The organism is Rhizobacter sp. P1_G5 (assembly GCF_056405435.1).
Window position 1 is genome coordinate 1 of the sequence record NZ_JBFUCB010000009.1, and the last position, 16,433, is coordinate 16,433.

A 16,433-nucleotide genomic window follows, 5' to 3' on the forward strand; every position below is an offset into this window, starting at 1 on the left:
GCGTCAGGTTGCTCAGCACGTCGACGCCGCCGGACAGCCACGACGGGTTCTCGACCTGCACGTTCTGCGCGCCGAAGAGCGAACGCACGCCCTGCATCAGCACGAGGCTGATGCCCCAGGTGGYGAGCAGCGTCTCGAGCGGGCGGCCGTACAGCCAGCGGATCACGCTGCGCTCGAGCACCGCGCCGACCCCCGCGGCCGCAAGGAACGAAGCCGGGATCGCGACGATCACGTAGGCATCGAACATCCCGGGCAGGTGCGCCCTGAAGAGGTTCTGCACCACGTAGGTGGCGTACGCGCCGATCATCATCAGCTCGCCGTGCGCCATGTTGATCACGCCCATCAGCCCGTAGGTGATGGCGAGGCCCAGCGCGACCAGCAGCAGGATGCTGCCGAGGCTGACGCCGGTGAACAGCACGCCGAGCCGCTCGCCCCAGGCGAGGCGCGCGTTGATCGCATCGAGCGCGATGCCGAGCTGGCTGCGGATGTCGGTCTCGCTCTCGCCGCCTTCGGCCGCGGGCTTGAGGCGTTCGAGGATCAGCGTCTTGGTGGCCGGCGTCAGGCTGCCGGCGAGTGCGCGGGCGGCCTCCATGCGCTTGCCGGCGTCGGTCGACGACACCAGGATGGCGGCGCGCACTTGAGTGAGTTGTTCCTTCAGCGAGGCCTCGGCCTCGGCCGCGAGCGCCTTCTCGATCAGCGGCAGGCGGCCTTCGTCGGCCTCTTCCTTCAACGCCTTGATCGCGGTGCGGCGCTCGCCGACGTCGTGCGAGAAGAGCTTCAGCGCCGCGAGGGCCCCTTCGAGCTCGCGGCGCATCTGGTTGCTGTTGATCACGTCCTCGGCGCCGTCGGGCAGCTTGGCCTCGGCACCGGTCGCGGCGTTGCTCGCCTTGTCGCCGTGCACGACGAACACCTTGTCGCCGGCCAGCTTCACCGCGTCGTCGAGCATCGCCTGCACGAAGGCGGCGAGGCCGTCATCGCCGCGTGCGAGCGAGGCCTGCAGCGCGGCGATGCGCTCCTCGTTCTCGCCCTTGGCGAGCGCGAGCACCTGCGGGGGCGTCAACGCGTGGCTCATGCCAGACGCGGCCAGAGCGCACAGCCCGAGCATCAGCATCGCCAGGCGACGCAACAGAGAAATCGACCAGCGTTCCGTCATCACGACTCAATCTGCAAAGGGAGCGGCCGCGCAGCGAGCCGCCCCATCAAGCAACTCCCGCGGAACCGGCTTTGCCGGGCCGCTGGGAGGCGCCCCTTGGGGGCAGGAGCGAAGCGACTGGGGGGCCTTATTTCTTTTCGGGCTCGTCCTTCTTCTTGTCGTTGCCTTCGATGTACGGGCTCCACGGCTTGGCCTTGACCGGCGCCGGCGTCTTCCACACCACGTTGAACTGGCCGTCGGCCTTGACCTCGCCGATGAACACCGGCTTGTGCAGGTGGTGGTTCTTCGCGTCCATCGTCGAGACGAAGCCGCCCGGGGCCGGGAAGGTCTGGCCTGCCATCGCGGCGATGACCTTGTCGGTGTCGGTGCTGCCGGCCTTCTTGACGGCCTGCGCCCACATGTKGATRCCGATGTAGGTGGCTTCCATCGGGTCGTTGGTGAGCGGCTTGTCGGCGCCCGGCAGGTTCTTCGCCTTCGCGTACTCGGCCCACTGCTTCTTGAAGGCGTCGTTGGTCGGGTTCTTGATCGACATGAAGTAGTTCCATGCCGCGAGGTGGCCCACGAGCGGCTTGGTGTCGACGCCGCGCAGTTCCTCTTCGCCGACCGAGAAGGCCACGACCGGCACGTCGGTCGCCTTCAGGCCCTGGTTGCCCAGTTCCTTGTAGAAGGGCACGTTGGAGTCGCCGTTGATGGTGGAGATCACGGCCGTCTTGCCGCCGGCCGAGAACTTCTTGACGTCGGCGACGATGGTTTGATAGTCGCTGTGGCCGAACGGCGTGTACTTCTCGTCGATGTCGCTGTCCTTCACGCCCTTGCTCTTCAGGAAGGCGCGCAGGATCTTGTTGGTGGTGCGCGGGTAGACGTAGTCGGTGCCGAGCAGCACGAAGCGCTTGGCGCCGCCACCGGCCTTGCTCATCAGGTATTCGACCGCGGGGATGGCCTGCTGGTTGGGGGCAGCGCCGGTGTAGAAGACGTTCTTGCTGAGTTCTTCGCCTTCGTACTGCACCGGGTAGAACAGCAGGCCGTTGAGTTCCTCGACGACCGGCAGCACCGACTTGCGCGACACGCTGGTCCAGCAGCCGAACATCACGGCGACCTTGTCCTGGCTGATCAGCTGCTTGGCCTTCTCGGCGAACAGCGGCCAGTTGGAGGCCGGGTCGACGACGACGGGTTCGAGCTGCTTGCCGAGCACGCCGCCCTTGGCGTTGATTTCCGCGATCGTCATCAGGGCCGTGTCCTTGAGCACGGTCTCCGAGATCGCCATCGTGCCCGACAGCGAGTGCAGGATGCCGACCTTGATGGTGTCGGCGGCCTGCGCGAACAGCGGCAGGCCGAGGGCGGCGACGCCGAGCGACACGGCGCTCAGCGACGCGGCGAAATTGCGGCGGGATGACTTCATGGACGAACGCTCCTGTGGGTTGGTGTTGCGGAGGTTACGGAGCGGGGTCCGGCTCAGGAATACGACAGATGGCGTAGGGGCGTGTTCTGCGCTCGCAAAGGCGTGAGTGGGGATGGGCCGGGGGCGATTTCTGAGGCGACGAAGAAGATCGGTTCCGTGGGTGGCGCGCGCCAGCGCGCTTCGTAGACTGACTCATCGGCTGTGTTTGACCACAACGAACGAAGTGAGTGGCGGGAGTTTGCCGATGCACCCACGGAGCCGAGCTTCTTCGTGGAGTCGGCGCCCCCAGGGCGCCGACCGCCTCGGCATGAGCCCCCGGCCCATCCCCTCACCCGCCGCGCCAGCGCAGAAGCAACGCGAGAAATCATCCCCCATGCCAGGGCGCCAGCGCCCTCACTTTCTGGATCGCCAACGAAGCAGCCGCATTGCGCGTCTCCACGCCCAGCTTCTCGAAAACATGCTCCAGGTGCTTCTTCACCGTCGCCGGGCTGCTGCCGAGGATGTCCCCGATGTCGCGGTTGGTCTTGCCCTTGGCGACCCAGTACAGCACCTCGGCCTCGCGCAGCGTCAGCTTGAAGGCCTGCAGCACCGCATCCACCGCGGCCGCGTCCGACACCTCGCGCATCACGATCAGCCAGTCGTCGTCGCTGGTGCGTTGCTGCAGCGAGAACACCAGCTGCCGCTCGCCGCGCGTCACCGCCAGCGGCTTCGGCTCGCGCCCCTCGCCGGCCGTCAGCGATTGCTCGTGCAGCCACTGCGCGAGCTCCTGCGGAATCTGCCCCGGCGCCGCCTCGAAATAGCGCTGCATCAGCTCGCGCGCCAGCGGCGTCTGCCACACCGCCTTGCTGTCGGCCAGGCGCGGCGTCACGTGGATCGCCATCGTCGCGTGGCCGAAGGCATCCAGCGCGTTGCGCGCCTGCCGCTTCTCGCGCGCGCTCTGCATGTGCACCACCATGCGCGCCAGCACCTCCTGCGGACGGATCGGCTTGGTCACGTAGTCGACACCGCCGGCACGAAAGGCCGCCATCACGTGCTCGGTCTCGGTCAGTCCGGTCATGAAGATGATCGGGATGTGCGCCGTGTCGGCATCGGCCTTCAGCCGGCGCGCCACCTCGAAGCCGTCCATGCCGGGCATCGCGGCGTCGAGCAGCACGATGTCGGGGTCGGCCTGCGCGGCCCGCTGCAGCGCGCTCTCGCCGTCCACCGCCACCAGCACCACATACCCCGCCTCGTCGAGCGCATCGTGCAGCAGCGACAGGTTGTCCGGCACGTCGTCGACGATCAGCACGACGTCGCTCGCGGCGCGGTCAGGAAGTCTCTCGGTCATGTCGGGCCTGGCGAAGGATGCGCGTCATCGCGTCGAGCTGGAACTGTCGGGCCAGCCCGCGCAGGTGGGCGACGAAGCCGGCATGGGCCGCATTGTCCGCCTCGATCTCGTCCAGCTTCTTCACGATGCCCCGGAAATACCCCAGGCCCACCAGTTCCTCCAGCGCCTGCAGCTGCGCCACCTCGGGCAGCACCCAGGCCGCCGCCGGCTGCGGCACCGGCGGCGCCTCGGCGCGCGCCGCCTGCACCCATTGCACGCGCAGCCGCGCGCCCAGCCAGTCCAGCAGGTCGTTGACGCGCACCGGCTTCAGCACGAAGTCGGCCGGCGCGATGCCGACGTCGTTCTCCATCTCGCGGTCGAACGCGTTGCCCGAGACGATCGCGATCGGCGCGGTGCTCAGGTCCTGCGCGCGGATCGCCCGGATCGTCGCCCAGCCATCCAGCCCCGGCATCGCCAGGTCCATCAGGATCGCATCGGGCGTGAAGCTGCGCAGCAGCGCCAGGCACTCGTCGCCCGACGCCGCCTCGCGCACCTCGAAGCCCAGCGGCTGCAGCACGCTGCGCAGCAGCGCGCGATCGACCTCCTCGTTGTCGACCACCAGGATGCGCCGGCGCACGCCGTCATACCCGGTGCGGCTCGCGCGCGGCGCCTGCGCGCCCGGCACCGCGTCGCGCGTGGCCGGCAGGAAGAGCCGGATGCGGAACAGCGTGCCCACCTGCGGCGTGCTGTGCACCGTCATCTCGCCGCCCATCAGGTCGACCAGCATCTTGCTGATCGTCAGCCCGAGCCCGGTGCCGCTGGCAGCCGCCGCGCCTGCATCGCTGCCGCGCGCGAACGGCTCGAACACATGCTCGATCTCCTCCGGCGCGATGCCGGGGCCGGTGTCCTCGATCTCGAAGGTGGCCATCTCGCGCGCATAGCCGGCGCGGAACACCAYCTGGCCGGCCTGCGTGAACTTGACCGCGTTGCCCAGCACGTTGATCAGGATCTGGCGCAGCCGCTTCTCGTCGCTGCGCACCACCTCGGGCAGCGCCTGCGATAGCTCGTGGCTGAACGCGATGCCCTTGCCCGCCGCCTGCAGCTCGAACATGCGCACGATCTGCTGCACGCCGTCGCGCAGGTGCATCGGCTGCGACTCCAGCCGCAGCTTGCCGCCCTCGATGCGGGCGATGTCGAGCGTGCCCTCGATCAGCGACAGCAGGTGCTCGCCGCCGCGCCGGATCACGCTGATCGCCTGCTGGCGGTGCGGCGGGATCGACGCATCCTCGTCGAGCAGCTGCGCATAGCCGAGGATGCTGTTCAGCGGCGTGCGCAGCTCGTGGCTCACGGTCGTGATGTAGCGGCTCTTGGCCTGATTCGCGAGCTCGGCGCTGCGCTTGGCCTGCTGCAACTGCAGGTCGGTGCGGCGGTGCGAATCGATCTCGCGCCGCAAGGCCTGGGTCTGCTCGTGCACCGCCTGCGTCTGGCGGTTCGACTCCTCCTGCGCCACCTGCCGGCTCTTGTGCGTCAGCACCAGCCACCACGCGACGATGCCGCTCACCAGCAGCAGCGCTGCGAAGGCCTTGATGAAACCCAGCCGCAGCGCCGGCGCGAGCGCCGCGCCGGGCTCGCCCAGCAGCCGCAGCTCCTGGTGGTACAGCAGCCCGAACAGCCCCGCCAGCAGCGGCACCACCACCGCCATCAGCAGCACGTAATGGCCGAGGCCGGTGTCGATGTACGGCCAGGCGCTGCGCGGCAGCACCGCGCGCAGCGCCGCCGACCACTGCGTCGACAGCTTGGCCTCGGGCTTGCACAGGTCGTCGCAGCGTGCATCGAGCGAGCAGCACAGCGAGCAGATCGCGCCCAGGTAGGCGGGGCAGTGCGCCAGGTCGTCGGCCTCGTACTCGCGCTCGCAGATCACGCAATGCTGCAGCCGGGTGAACAGGCCTTGCGGGCTGCGGCGCGCGATGTAGAAGCGGCCTTTCGTGGCCCAGGCGATCAGGGGCGACACGACGAAGGCGGTGACGAGCGCGATCAGCGCCGAGAAGGCCTGCGCCATCGGGCCGAACAGCCCGAGGTAGGCCGAGATCGACAGCACCGACGCCGCCGCCATCGCACCGACGCCGACCGGATTGACGTCGTACAGGTGCGCCCGCTTGAACTCGATGCCCGGCGGCGAGAGCCCGAGCGGCTTGTTGACCACCAGGTCGGCGACGACGGCCATGATCCACGAGATCGCGATGTTGGAGAACAGCCCGAGCACCTCGCCGAGCGCGCGGAACACGTCCAGCTCCATCAGCATCAGCGCGATCATCGTGTTGAACACCACCCACACGACGCGCCCCGGGTGGCTGTGCGTGAGCCGCGCGAAGAAGTTCGACCACGCGAGCGAGCCGGCATACGCGTTCGTCACGTTGATCTTCAGCTGCGAGACGACCACCAGCAGCGCCGTCGCCGCCACCGCCCACGCCGGGTGCGGGAACACGTACTCGTAGGCCGCGAGGTACATCTGGTTGGGATCGACCGCGCGGTCGACCGGCACCGAATGGCTGATCGCCAGGTACGCGAGCAGCGCGCCGCCCAGCATCTTGAGCACGCCCGGCACCACCCAGCCGGGCCCGCCGATCAGCACGCCCAGCCACCAGCGTTTGCGGTTGGCCGCAGTGCGCTCGGGCATGAAGCGCAGGTAGTCGACCTGCTCGCCCATCTGCGTGATCAGCGCGATGCCCACCGTCATCGCGGCGCCGAACAGGCCCAGGTTGAACTCCGCGCCGCGGCCCTCGGCGCCGGCGTAGTGCACCAGGCCGTCGAGCACGCCGGGGTTCTGGCGCAGCACGTAGACATAGGGCACGACCAGCAGCACCAGCCACAGCGGCTGCGTCCACACCTGCAGCCGGCTGATCGCGGTGACGCCGTGCGTGACCAGCGGGATCACCACCAGCGCACAGATCAGGTAGCCCCAGGCGGGTGGCACGTCGAACGCGAGCTCGAGCGCGTAGGCCATGATGGCCGCCTCGAGCGCGAAGAAGATGAACGTGAAGCTCGCGTAGATCAGCGAGGTGATGGTGGAGCCGATGTAGCCGAAGCCGGCGCCGCGCGTCAGCAGGTCCATGTCGAGCCCGTGCCGCGCTGCGTAGATGCTGATCGGCAGGCCGGCCAGGAAGATGATCAGCCCGGTCGCGAGGATCGCCCAGAACGCGTTCAGGAAGCCGTACTGCACCAGCAGCGTCGCACCCACCGCCTCGAGCACCAGGAACGAGGCCGCGCCGAACGCGGTGTTGGCCACGCGCAGCTCGGACCACTTGCGAAAGCTGTGCGGCGTGAAGCGCAGCGCGTAGTCCTCCATCGTCTCGCGCGCGACCCAGCTGTTGTAGTCGCGCCGGACCTTCACGACGCGCTGCACCGCCCGCTCATCACCCTGCCCTTCGACAGGTCGCTCGGCCGGCACGATGGCAGGGCCGACCGGCACGGCGCCGTCGAGGGGGTTGGCAGGCTTCATGCGGGGTGGAGCGCAAGCCCCGTGCCATTGCGGTGACCAGGCGCCCTAAGATGTGGCACATCTTCTGCTTCCCGCACCACCATGGAACTGACGCCGCGTGAGAAAGACAAGCTGCTGATCTTCACGGCCTCGCTGCTGGCCGAGCGCCGCAAGGCGCGCGGGCTGAAGCTCAACTACCCCGAGGCGGTCGCGCTGATCAGCGCGGCCATCATGGAGGGCGCGCGCGACGGCAAGACGGTCGCGGCGCTRATGAGCGAGGGCAAGACGGTGCTGACCCGCGCCGACGTGATGGAGGGCGTGGCCGAGCTGATCCCCGAGATCCAGGTCGAGGCGACCTTCCCGGACGGCACCAAGTTGGTGACCGTGCACCAACCCATTGCATGAACGAGATCCCCATGACTGAGACGATGCGTTCCCGCCGGCTTGCTGCTTGCACTGCCGGCCTGCTGCTGGCGCTGCCGGCCCTGGCGATGGCCCACACCGGCAGCGATGCCGGCCTCCACCACGAGGCTCACGACGCGGCCGGCGCACTCGCCGCCGGCTTCGCGCACCCGTTCACCGGGCTCGACCACCTGGCCGCGATGGTCGCGCTAGGCGTCTGGAGCGCGATGACGGCGCGCCGCGCGTGGATCGCGCCGCTGGCCTTCGCCGGCACGCTGCTCGTCGGCGCACTGCTCGGCCTGGCGGGCGTCACGCTGCCGGCGGTGGAGCCGATGATCGCCGCGTCGCTGCTGGTGCTGGGCCTGCTGCTCGCCACCAACGCGCGCCTGCCGGCCGCGGCCGGTGTGCTGATGGCCGCGGGCTTCGCGCTGTTCCACGGCCTGGCGCACGGCGCCGAGCTGGCCGGGCCGACCGCGGCCTTCGCGCTGATTGGCATGGTGGCTGCAACCGCGCTGCTGCATGGCGCGGGCATCGGCATCGGGCTGCTGCTGCGCTYGCGCGCCGCCTGGCTGCCGCGCGTCGCCGGGGCAGCCGTCGCGCTGTTCGGCATCGCACTGCTGGTCAACTGAAGGAGCCGGCGATGATTCCAGGCGAACTGCTGATCGACGGCCCCGACATCGAGATCAACGTCGGCCGCCGCACGATCACGCTGGTGATCGAGAACAGCGGCGACCGGCCGGTGCAGGTCGGCTCGCACTACCACTTCGCCGAGACCAACCCGGCGCTGAAGTTCGACCGCGCGGCCGCGCGCGGCATGCGGCTGAACATCGCGTCGGGCACCGCGGTGCGTTTCGAGCCGGGGCAGCAGCGCACGGTCGAGCTGGTCGACTATGCGGGCGACCGCAAGGTCTACGGCTTCCGCGGCGAAGTGCAGGGAGCGCTCTGATGGCCACCATCAACCGCCGCGCCTATGCGGAGATGTTCGGCCCGACGGCCGGTGACCGCGTGCGCCTGGCCGACACCGGCCTCATCGTCGAGGTCGAGAAGGACTACACGCTGCTGGCCGGCGGCTACGGCGARGAGGTGAAGTTCGGCGGCGGCAAGRYSATCCGYGACGGCATGGGCCAGRGCCAGCGATTGGCGAAGGACGTGGCCGACACGGTGATCACCAATGCGCTGATCATCGACCACTGGGGCATCGTGAAGGCCGACATCGGCCTGAAGGCGGGCCGCATCGCCGGCATCGGCAAGGCCGGCAACCCCGACGTGCAGCCCGGCATCGACATCGTGATCGGCCCCGGCACCGAGATCATCGCTGGCGAGGGCAGCATCGTCACGGCCGGCGGCATCGACTCGCACATCCACTTCATCTGCCCGCAGCAGATCGAGGAGGCGCTGATGAGCGGCGTCACGACGATGCTCGGCGGCGGCACCGGCCCGGCCACCGRCACCTTCGCGACCACCTGCACCCCCGGCCCCTGGTACATCCACCAGATGCTGAAGGCGGCCGAGGCGTTCCCGATGAACCTCGGCTTCCAGGGCAAGGGCAATGCGAGCCTGCCCGGCGCGCTCGACGAGCAGATCGAGGCAGGCGCCTACGGCCTGAAGCTGCACGARGACTGGGGSACCACSCCGGCAGCGATCGACAACTGCYTGGGCGTGGCCGAGCGGYACGACATCCAGGTCACGATCCACACCGACACGCTGAACGAATCGGGCTTCGTCGAGAGCACGATCGACGCCTTCAAGGGCCGCACCATCGCGACCTTCCACACCGAGGGCGCGGGTGGCGGCCATGCGCCCGACATCATCAAGGCCGCGGGCCTGCCGAACGTGCTGCCGTCGTCGACCAACCCGACGATGCCGTACACGGTGAACACCATCGACGAGCACCTGGACATGCTGATGGTGTGCCACCACCTCGATGCGTCGATCGCCGAGGACCTGGCCTTCGCCGAGAGCCGCATCCGCCGCGAGACGATCGCGGCCGAGGACATCCTGCACGACGTCGGCGTGTTCTCGATGATGTCGTCGGACAGCCAGGCGATGGGCCGGGTCGGCGAGGTGATCATCCGCACCTGGCAGACGGCCCACAAGATGAAGGCGCAGCGCGGCACGCTGCCCGAGGACAGCGCACGGCACGACAACTTCCGCGTCAAGCGCTACATCGCGAAGTACACGATCAACCCGGCGATCACGCAGGGCATCGCGCACGAGGTGGGCTCGATCGAGGTCGGCAAGCTGGCCGACCTGGTGCTGTGGAAGCCGGCCTTCTTCGGCGTGAAGCCGTCGCTGATCCTGAAGGGCGGCTTCATCGCGGCGGCCGCGATGGGCGACCCGAACGCATCGATCCCGACGCCGCAGCCGGTGCACTACCGGCCGATGTTCGGCTCGTTCGCCGGCGCGATGCACGACAGCTGCGTCACCTTCGTCTCGAAGGCCGCGCTGACAGCGGGCGTGCCCGAGAAGCTCGGGCTGAAGAAGCGCGCGGTGGCGGTGAGCAACACGCGCAGCATCGGCAAGGCCGACATGGTGCACAACGGCTTCACGCCGAAGATCGAGGTCGATCCGCAGACCTACGAGGTGCGCGCGGATGGCGTGCTGCTGACCTGCGAGCCGGCGACGGTGCTGCCGATGGCGCAGCGGTATTTCCTGTTCTGACGATCCGGTCGCCAATGAAAAAGCCCCGCCGAAGCGGGGCTTTCGTTCATCAGATCAGCAACTGATCACAGCGACCCCAGGAACGCCAGCAGCGCCTGGCGATCCGCCGTCGACAGCGCCGCGAAGCGATTGCGGGCGTTGGTGGCTTCACCACCGTGCCACATCACCGCCTCGGTCAGCGTGCGGGCGCGGCCGTCGTGCAGGTAGCCGACCTTGCCGGCCGTGCCCATCACACGGTCGGTGTAGCCGATGCCCCACAGGGCCGAGGTGCGCCACAGGTTGCCGGCGGCCGTGCCTTCGACATAGTTGTCGGCCATGTCAGCCCCCATGTCGTGCAGCAGCAGGTCGGTGTACGGCTTGATGCTCTGGTTGCGCAGCTCGGCGAGCGGATGACCGGAGCCGGTCTTCTGGTCCGCCACGTGGCAACCCGTGCAGTTCGCCGCCTTGAACACCTTCGCGCCGTTGGCCACCTTGACCGGGTCGACGTCCAGGTCCGCCAGCGGTGCCACGCCCTTCGGGAACCCGCTCACCAGGCTGCGCTGTGCCGGAACGGCCAGCAGCTGCAGGTAGCGCGAGATCGACTGCAGGTCGGTCTCGGACAGGCCGCGCTCGCTCTTCGTGCGGCAGGTCGGCAGGCCCGACAGGCAATCGCGGCTCGGGTACACCGGCGTCGTCACCGACATGTCCTGCAGCAGGGCCGATGCGGCTTGATGGCGCAGGCTGAACTTGCCGGCCTTCCAGCCGAAGCGGCCCAGGCGCACGTCACCGGTTTCCGGGTCGAACACGAAGTTCGCCTGGCCCTTGATGCCGTCGGCGTCCGCGGTGGTGCGGGCACGCGCCAGGATGTCGGTTTCCGGAATCGCTTCCAGCAGGCCGGTCCCCAGCATCGGCTGCGCCGAGCGCAGCGAGACGACTTGCGGCGTCGGGCCGTCGAAGGCCAGCTTGGGCTTGCGCAGTTCCACCGACATGCCGTCGGCCAGCTTCACGGTCTGGGTGTCGAAGCCTGCGACGCGCACGCCGTTGCCCCAGTCCTGCGGCGTGCCGTCGGCACCGCGGGCGTTCATCTGCACCCCCACGCCGTAGCGCGAGTCGGGCACCTGCTGGCCCTGGGCATTGATCGCCGCCGTGTGCACCGACATCGAGTCCAGGCGCTGGTTCACAGCGGCCGGTGCCGGGCTGCGGCCGTTGTTCACGTGGCACGCGAAGCACGACGACTGGTTGTAGCGCGGCCCCTGCAGGCCCACCAGCGCATCGAAGCGGTCGTTGCCCGGCTCGTTGTGCTCGCCGGTGAACATGTTGGTGTGGATCGCACGGCGCCCTTCGACGAAGCGCTGCATGTTCTGCATGCCGACGTTGATGTGCGGCTGCTGGAAGATGAAGGTTCCGTTGTCGGCATAGTCGTACGACAGCGAGCCGGTGCCGCCCTGCAGCGTCTCGGCCGGCAGCGGCGCGTTCATCAGGCGCGGCTGCACGCCGTACCAGGGGCGCAAGCCCGTGCCGACCACGTAGGTCCATTCACCCGCGTAGTAGCGGATGCCGCCGTTGTCGCCCTTGGCCGCCATCGCCTCCTTGGTCGAGAAGAACGACGGGGAGACCTCGATCACGTCGCCCGCCACCAGCGGACGTGCCGGCACGTTCCTGCCGTTGGGCATGCCGTCCGCACCGATGTCGCCATGGCCGGGGTAGTCCTTGACGGTCAGGCTGCAATCGTTGTTCAGGATGCTGTTGCTGAACAGCCTGCCGTTGGGCGGGTAGGCCACCGGCGGGCAGATCGTGACCTTGTCGTTCACCAGCTGGCCCGGGTTCATCCAGCCGTAGCCGGTGACGCCCACGCGATCGAACGCACGGAACCACGCCACGCCGCCCGGCAACTGGTCCTGCGTGAAGTAGTGGTTGACGCGCAGCGTCGGCGCGGTCACGCCGGCGACCCGGCTGTTGTCGATGATCTCGAAGCCCCAGGTGCGGTTCTTGAAGTAGTTCGGCACGAAGGTCAGGAAGTTGCCCGGGCCCTTGTCGACCGGGTTGCCGTTCGCGTCGACCGTCTCGTTCGGGCCCTGCCCGATCTCGTTCCAGTCTTCACCGCGCTCGCGGCCGTGGCGGGCCAGGCCTCGGATACCGAAGCGCGTGACCAGGGTGCCGTCGGCCAGCGTGAACTGCAGCGTCTCGACCGGATCGACCTGGGTCGGCAGCGGTGCCATGCCGGCGCCGCTGGTCGGTGCCTTCAGCGGCGCGGTGGCCACCGTCGGCATCGTGTTGTCGGAGCCCGGCGTCTTGAATTCGGCTTCCCACAGCGAGTAGCCGTACTGCGTGCCGCGTGCCACGCCCTGCAGGCGCACGTAGCGCGCGTTGACGCCGAGGTTGTAGAACGCCTCGGTGCCGCCCTTGCCGTTGCTGACGTAGCGCACCTGCGACCAGTTCTGGCCGTCGTCGGAGACCTGCAGCGCGTACTCCTTGCCGTAGGAGTTCTCCCAGCTCAGCTTCAGCGCGCCGATCTGCGTCTTCTTGCCGAAATCCCACTGGATCCAGGCGCCGTCTTCCTGCTTGCTCGACCAGCGCGTACCGAGACTGCCATCGATCGTGTTGGTGGCGGGCATGCCGCCGTTCTCCAGCGCCGACGAGGTGGCGGTTGCCGGCTTGATGACGACGCCGGGGTTGCTGACATCGGGTGCGGGCGCGGGGGCAGGTGCGGGCGCCGGGGCCGGCGCGGGAGCGGGGCTCGGAGCCGGGGCAGGACTGGGCGCGGGAGCCGGGCTGGGAGCAGGTGCCGGAGCGGGCGCCGGTGCAGGCGCGGGGGCCGGGGCCGGCGCCGAGGTCGTGCCGGTGTAGGCCTGGATCTCGAAGATCGAATAGCCGTATTGGCTCGAACGGGTGACGCCCTGCACGCGCAGGTAGCGGCCCTGGCCGCTCAGGCCGGTCCAGTCTTCGATGCCGCCCTGGCTGTTGTCGACGGTCTTGATCGTGACCCAGTTCGACTTGTCGCTCGAGACCTGCAGCAGGTACCTGGCGGCGTGAGCGCGTTCCCAGTTGATGCGCACGCGGGAGATGCTGACCGACTGGCCGAAGTCCAGCGTCAGGTTCTGGTCGTCCGTGAAGCCGCTGCTCCAGCGGGTGTTGTCGTCGTGGTCGATCGCGGCCGCAGCCGACAGGTCGCCGCGCTCGGAGGCGCTGGCCGTGGCCGCGACGGGCGTCAGCGCGATGCCGATCGGGTCACCGACCGCCATCGGACGCGACCGGTCGCCGCCGGCATCGCTCGAACTGGCGTTGTTGCTGTCGGCGGCAGAGGAGCTTCCTCCGTCGCCGGAACCGCACCCGACCAGCAGGATCGCCAGGGCGCAATGCAGCCCCAGCATCGAACCGTTGCGCAAGCTGCGCAGCACATGGTGTTTCATAGGCTTCCCCTCCAAGACGTGGCAGAAACAAGGCCCGGATGCTGCACGCTCCGCGAAGAAAGCCTGTAAGCCGAGGGAGCCGTCGGATAGCTGTCAAAGCACGTTCGTGCGAATTGACACGATCGCTCGAAAGAGAGCGCACACTCTCACGCAAATGATTACCAGGACTTGCTGTCGTACGACAGAGGGCGCCGTTGTAATTCGGCAGGAGATGTCGGACAACAACCGTTCATCGGCTGTTCCCGACCGCTTGGAATCGGTTCCAAACGAAGTGCCTGCAAACTTCTTGCTCTTCGTTACATCAGCTCACGTCTTGCCGATGCGAGCTATTCGCAGAGTCTGAGAGCGCCGTTTCAAGCGGATACAAGTCCGACGCCGAATGCTGCCGGATGGCCGTGAACCGCGGGTTTTACCGATGAGAGCGCAGACGCATCGGCGTCGGTCTTGAAGGCCGCCACCGACTCGAGGAGCTTCTGCGCCTGCAGCTTCAGGCTCTCGGCCGACGCCGAGGCCTCTTCCACCAGTGCCGCGTTCTCCTGCGTCGAGTGGTCGAGCAGCGACACCGCCTGCGTCACCTGCTCGATGCCGCTGTGCTGTTGCGCAGCCGAGCGGCGGATCTCGCCGACCAGGTCGTTGACGCTCGACACCTGCTGGTGGATGTCCTGCATCACGCGGCCGGCATCGGCCACGTGGCGCGAGCCACTGCCGACCTTCTCGGCGCTGTCGGTGATCAGCTGCTTGATCTCGCGTGCCGCGCCGGCGCTGCGTTGCGCGAGGCTGCGCACTTCGCCGGCCACCACCGCGAAGCCGCGGCCCTGCTCGCCGGCGCGCGCCGCTTCCACCGCGGCGTTCAGCGCCAGGATGTTGGTCTGGAACGCGATGCCGTCGATCACCGAGATGATCGACGCGATGCGGTCGCTCGACTGCTGGATCTCCTGCATCGTCTTGACCACGTCGCCCACCACGTCCTGGCCGCGGCCGGCCGCCTGGCGGGCGCTGCGCGAGATCTCCTCGACGCGGTTCACGGTGCCGGCGCTGTCCTTCACGGTGGCCGACATCGTCTCCATCGACGAGGCCGTCTCCTCCAGGCTGGCCGCCTGCCGCTCGGTGCGGTCCGACAGCGACAGGTTGCCCTGCGCGATCTCCGACGCGGCGCTGTAGACCGAGTCGCTCGAATTGCGGATGTCGCCGACGGCGGTGCGCAGGTTGTCCTGCATCTGCGCGAGTGCCGCCATCAGCTGGCCCATCTCGTCCTTGCGCTCGCTGTCGATGCGGCCCGACAGGTCGCCGCCGGCGATGCGCTGCAAGGCCGCCATGCCGCTGCGCATCGGGCGCACGACGCTGGTCGTCAGGCCCCAGGCCAGCAGGCTGCCGAGTGCCAGCGCGATCGCGCCGCCGGCGGCCATCGCGGTGCGCGAACGCTGGTTGCCGGCGCTCGCCGCCACGATGCGCGCATCGGCATCGTCGCGGATCACCTTGGTGAGCTCGGCGGCCGCCTTGCTCAGCGTCGTGAAGTTGGCGAGCGTCTCGCCTTCGAGCAGCTTCTTGACCTTCTGGAACCGCTCGGCATCGTCGGTGCTGGCCAGAAGCCGTTCGATCTCGGCCGAACTCGCCTCGTAGGATTTCAGCGCGCCGTCCACCGGCGCGAGCTGCGGCTCGATCGCATCGGCCCGCGGCAGGCTGCGCAGCAGCGTGATCTGCTCGACGAAGCGCGCATGGTGCTTCTTGAAGGCATCGGCCTGCGTCGCCCGCTCGGCCTCGCTCCAGCGCGTGGCCAGCAGCTCCTGCGCGCCGCGCATGCCGCGCGCCGCCGTGCCCAGTTCGGACACGCCGTTCATCGCCGGCATCGTCATGCCCGCCAGGTCGTCGAAGCGGCCCTGCAGCTGCGACATCTCGAAGAAGCTCTGGCCGATCGTGGCGCAGGAGAGCAGAAGCACGCTCGCGAAACCGAGGGCGAGACGCACGCCGATGCGCACATCCTGGAGCAGTTTCATGGTCCGATCCTTGTTCTAATCCAGGGGAATATCGGCCTTCCGTCTCCGGTCCTGAACGGAAATCCCCTAGGGTTTACTGCCACACTCACACCATGCTGACCGTGAACAAACTCCTTGCGCAGGGCCATGGACTGGCCCCTGCCCTCGTCAAACGCGGCGCGTCCGTCGAGCTCGACTGGGACGTGCGACAGAAGAGCCGCTTCGACGCCACCGATTCGCAGGGCCGCACGCTCGGCGTGTTCCTGCCGCGCGGCACCGCGGTGCGCGGCGGCGACGTGCTGGTGGCCGAAGACGGCTCGCTGATCCGCGTGGTCGCGGCGCCGCAGCCGGTGCTGGTCGTGACGCACTGCACGCAGCACGGCACGCCGTTCGACCTGCTGCGCGCCGCCTACCACCTGGGCAACCGGCACGTGCAGCTCGAGCTGAAGCCCGACCACCTGAAGCTCGAACCCGACCACGTGCTGGCCGACATGCTGCGGCAGATGCACCTGATCGTGAACGAGGCCTCGGCGGCGTTCGAGCCGGAAGGTGGTGCGTATGCGGCCGGCGGGCACGCGCATCACGGGCATGGCCACGATGATCACGACCACGGGCACGCGGGCCACGACCACCACGGTCACGGTCACCACGACCACCACGGCCACTGACACC

At 68.7% G+C, this 16,433-nt stretch carries 11 protein-coding genes; 5 read left to right on the forward strand and 6 right to left on the reverse strand.

Annotation, left to right across the window (positions count from 1 at the left end):
* From AC1D12_RS01540 to AC1D12_RS01555, 4 genes are all read right to left on the reverse strand, one after another.
* Window positions 1–1,153, reverse strand: a 1,153-nt coding sequence (locus AC1D12_RS01540) for an ABC transporter permease subunit (RefSeq protein ID WP_477838553.1), incomplete at its 3' end; no start/stop codon positions are given.
* A gap of 127 nt (window positions 1,154–1,280) precedes the next feature.
* Window positions 1,281–2,552 (reverse strand): urea ABC transporter substrate-binding protein, encoded by a 1,272-nt coding sequence (gene urtA, locus AC1D12_RS01545; RefSeq protein WP_477838555.1) that lies wholly within the window; start codon window positions 2,550–2,552, stop codon window positions 1,281–1,283.
* 364 nt (window positions 2,553–2,916) lie between these two features.
* Window positions 2,917–3,879, reverse strand: coding sequence for a response regulator (locus AC1D12_RS01550; protein ID WP_047499956.1), 963 nt, complete (start codon window positions 3,877–3,879; stop codon window positions 2,917–2,919).
* Complete coding sequence (locus tag AC1D12_RS01555) at window positions 3,860–7,357, reverse strand: hybrid sensor histidine kinase/response regulator (protein WP_477838557.1); 3,498 nt, start codon at window positions 7,355–7,357, stop codon at window positions 3,860–3,862. The genes AC1D12_RS01550 and AC1D12_RS01555 overlap by 20 nt, the downstream gene beginning before the upstream one ends.
* Before the next feature lie 81 nt (window positions 7,358–7,438).
* Between AC1D12_RS01555 and ureA the strand changes: the two genes are divergently transcribed.
* From ureA to ureC, 4 genes are read left to right on the forward strand one after another with little or no spacing between them, the layout of a single operon-like run.
* The gene (gene ureA / locus AC1D12_RS01560; protein ID WP_047499948.1) at window positions 7,439–7,741 is read left to right on the forward strand and encodes an urease subunit gamma; all 303 of its coding nucleotides are present in this window, start codon (window positions 7,439–7,441) and stop codon (window positions 7,739–7,741) included.
* Between the two features lie 11 nt (window positions 7,742–7,752).
* Window positions 7,753–8,367: a HupE/UreJ family protein gene (locus AC1D12_RS01565; RefSeq protein WP_477838559.1), complete on the forward strand. Its 615-nt coding sequence runs from the start codon at window positions 7,753–7,755 to the stop codon at window positions 8,365–8,367.
* A gap of 11 nt (window positions 8,368–8,378) precedes the next feature.
* Entirely contained in the window at window positions 8,379–8,684 is a 306-nt protein-coding gene (locus AC1D12_RS01570) for an urease subunit beta (RefSeq protein WP_047499945.1), read from the forward strand.
* A complete protein-coding gene (gene ureC / locus AC1D12_RS01575; RefSeq protein ID WP_477838561.1) occupies window positions 8,684–10,399 on the forward strand; it encodes an urease subunit alpha in 1,716 nt (571 codons plus the stop codon). The genes AC1D12_RS01570 and ureC overlap by 1 nt, the downstream gene beginning before the upstream one ends.
* 65 nt (window positions 10,400–10,464) lie before the next feature.
* Here ureC and AC1D12_RS01580 read toward each other — a convergent pair whose 3' ends face one another.
* Together AC1D12_RS01580 and AC1D12_RS01585 are read right to left on the reverse strand one after the other, a co-directional pair.
* Window positions 10,465–13,788: a di-heme oxidoredictase family protein gene (locus tag AC1D12_RS01580; protein ID WP_477838563.1), complete on the reverse strand. Its 3,324-nt coding sequence runs from the start codon at window positions 13,786–13,788 to the stop codon at window positions 10,465–10,467.
* A 353-nt stretch (window positions 13,789–14,141) separates the two neighbouring features.
* The gene (locus tag AC1D12_RS01585; RefSeq protein WP_477828030.1) at window positions 14,142–15,782 is read right to left on the reverse strand and encodes a methyl-accepting chemotaxis protein; all 1,641 of its coding nucleotides are present in this window, start codon (window positions 15,780–15,782) and stop codon (window positions 14,142–14,144) included.
* 92 nt (window positions 15,783–15,874) lie between these two features.
* Between AC1D12_RS01585 and ureE the strand changes: the two genes are divergently transcribed.
* Window positions 15,875–16,429, forward strand: coding sequence for an urease accessory protein UreE (gene ureE, locus AC1D12_RS01590; RefSeq protein ID WP_477838565.1), 555 nt, complete (start codon window positions 15,875–15,877; stop codon window positions 16,427–16,429).
* Window positions 16,430–16,433: the final 4 nt, after the last annotated feature.

Excerpts from the sequence above, each read along its gene's own strand:
- ureE (WP_477838565.1), top strand. The coding sequence starts at position 15,875 with ATGCTGACCGTGAACAAACTCCTTGCGCAGGGCCATGGACTGGCCCCT.
- AC1D12_RS01550 (WP_047499956.1), bottom strand. The coding sequence starts at position 3,879 with ATGACCGAGAGACTTCCTGACCGCGCCGCGAGCGACGTCGTGCTGATC.
- AC1D12_RS01585 (WP_477828030.1), bottom strand. The coding sequence starts at position 15,782 with ATGAAACTGCTCCAGGATGTGCGCATCGGCGTGCGTCTCGCCCTCGGT.
- AC1D12_RS01580 (WP_477838563.1), bottom strand. The coding sequence starts at position 13,788 with ATGAAACACCATGTGCTGCGCAGCTTGCGCAACGGTTCGATGCTGGGG.
- AC1D12_RS01570 (WP_047499945.1), top strand. The coding sequence starts at position 8,379 with ATGATTCCAGGCGAACTGCTGATCGACGGCCCCGACATCGAGATCAAC.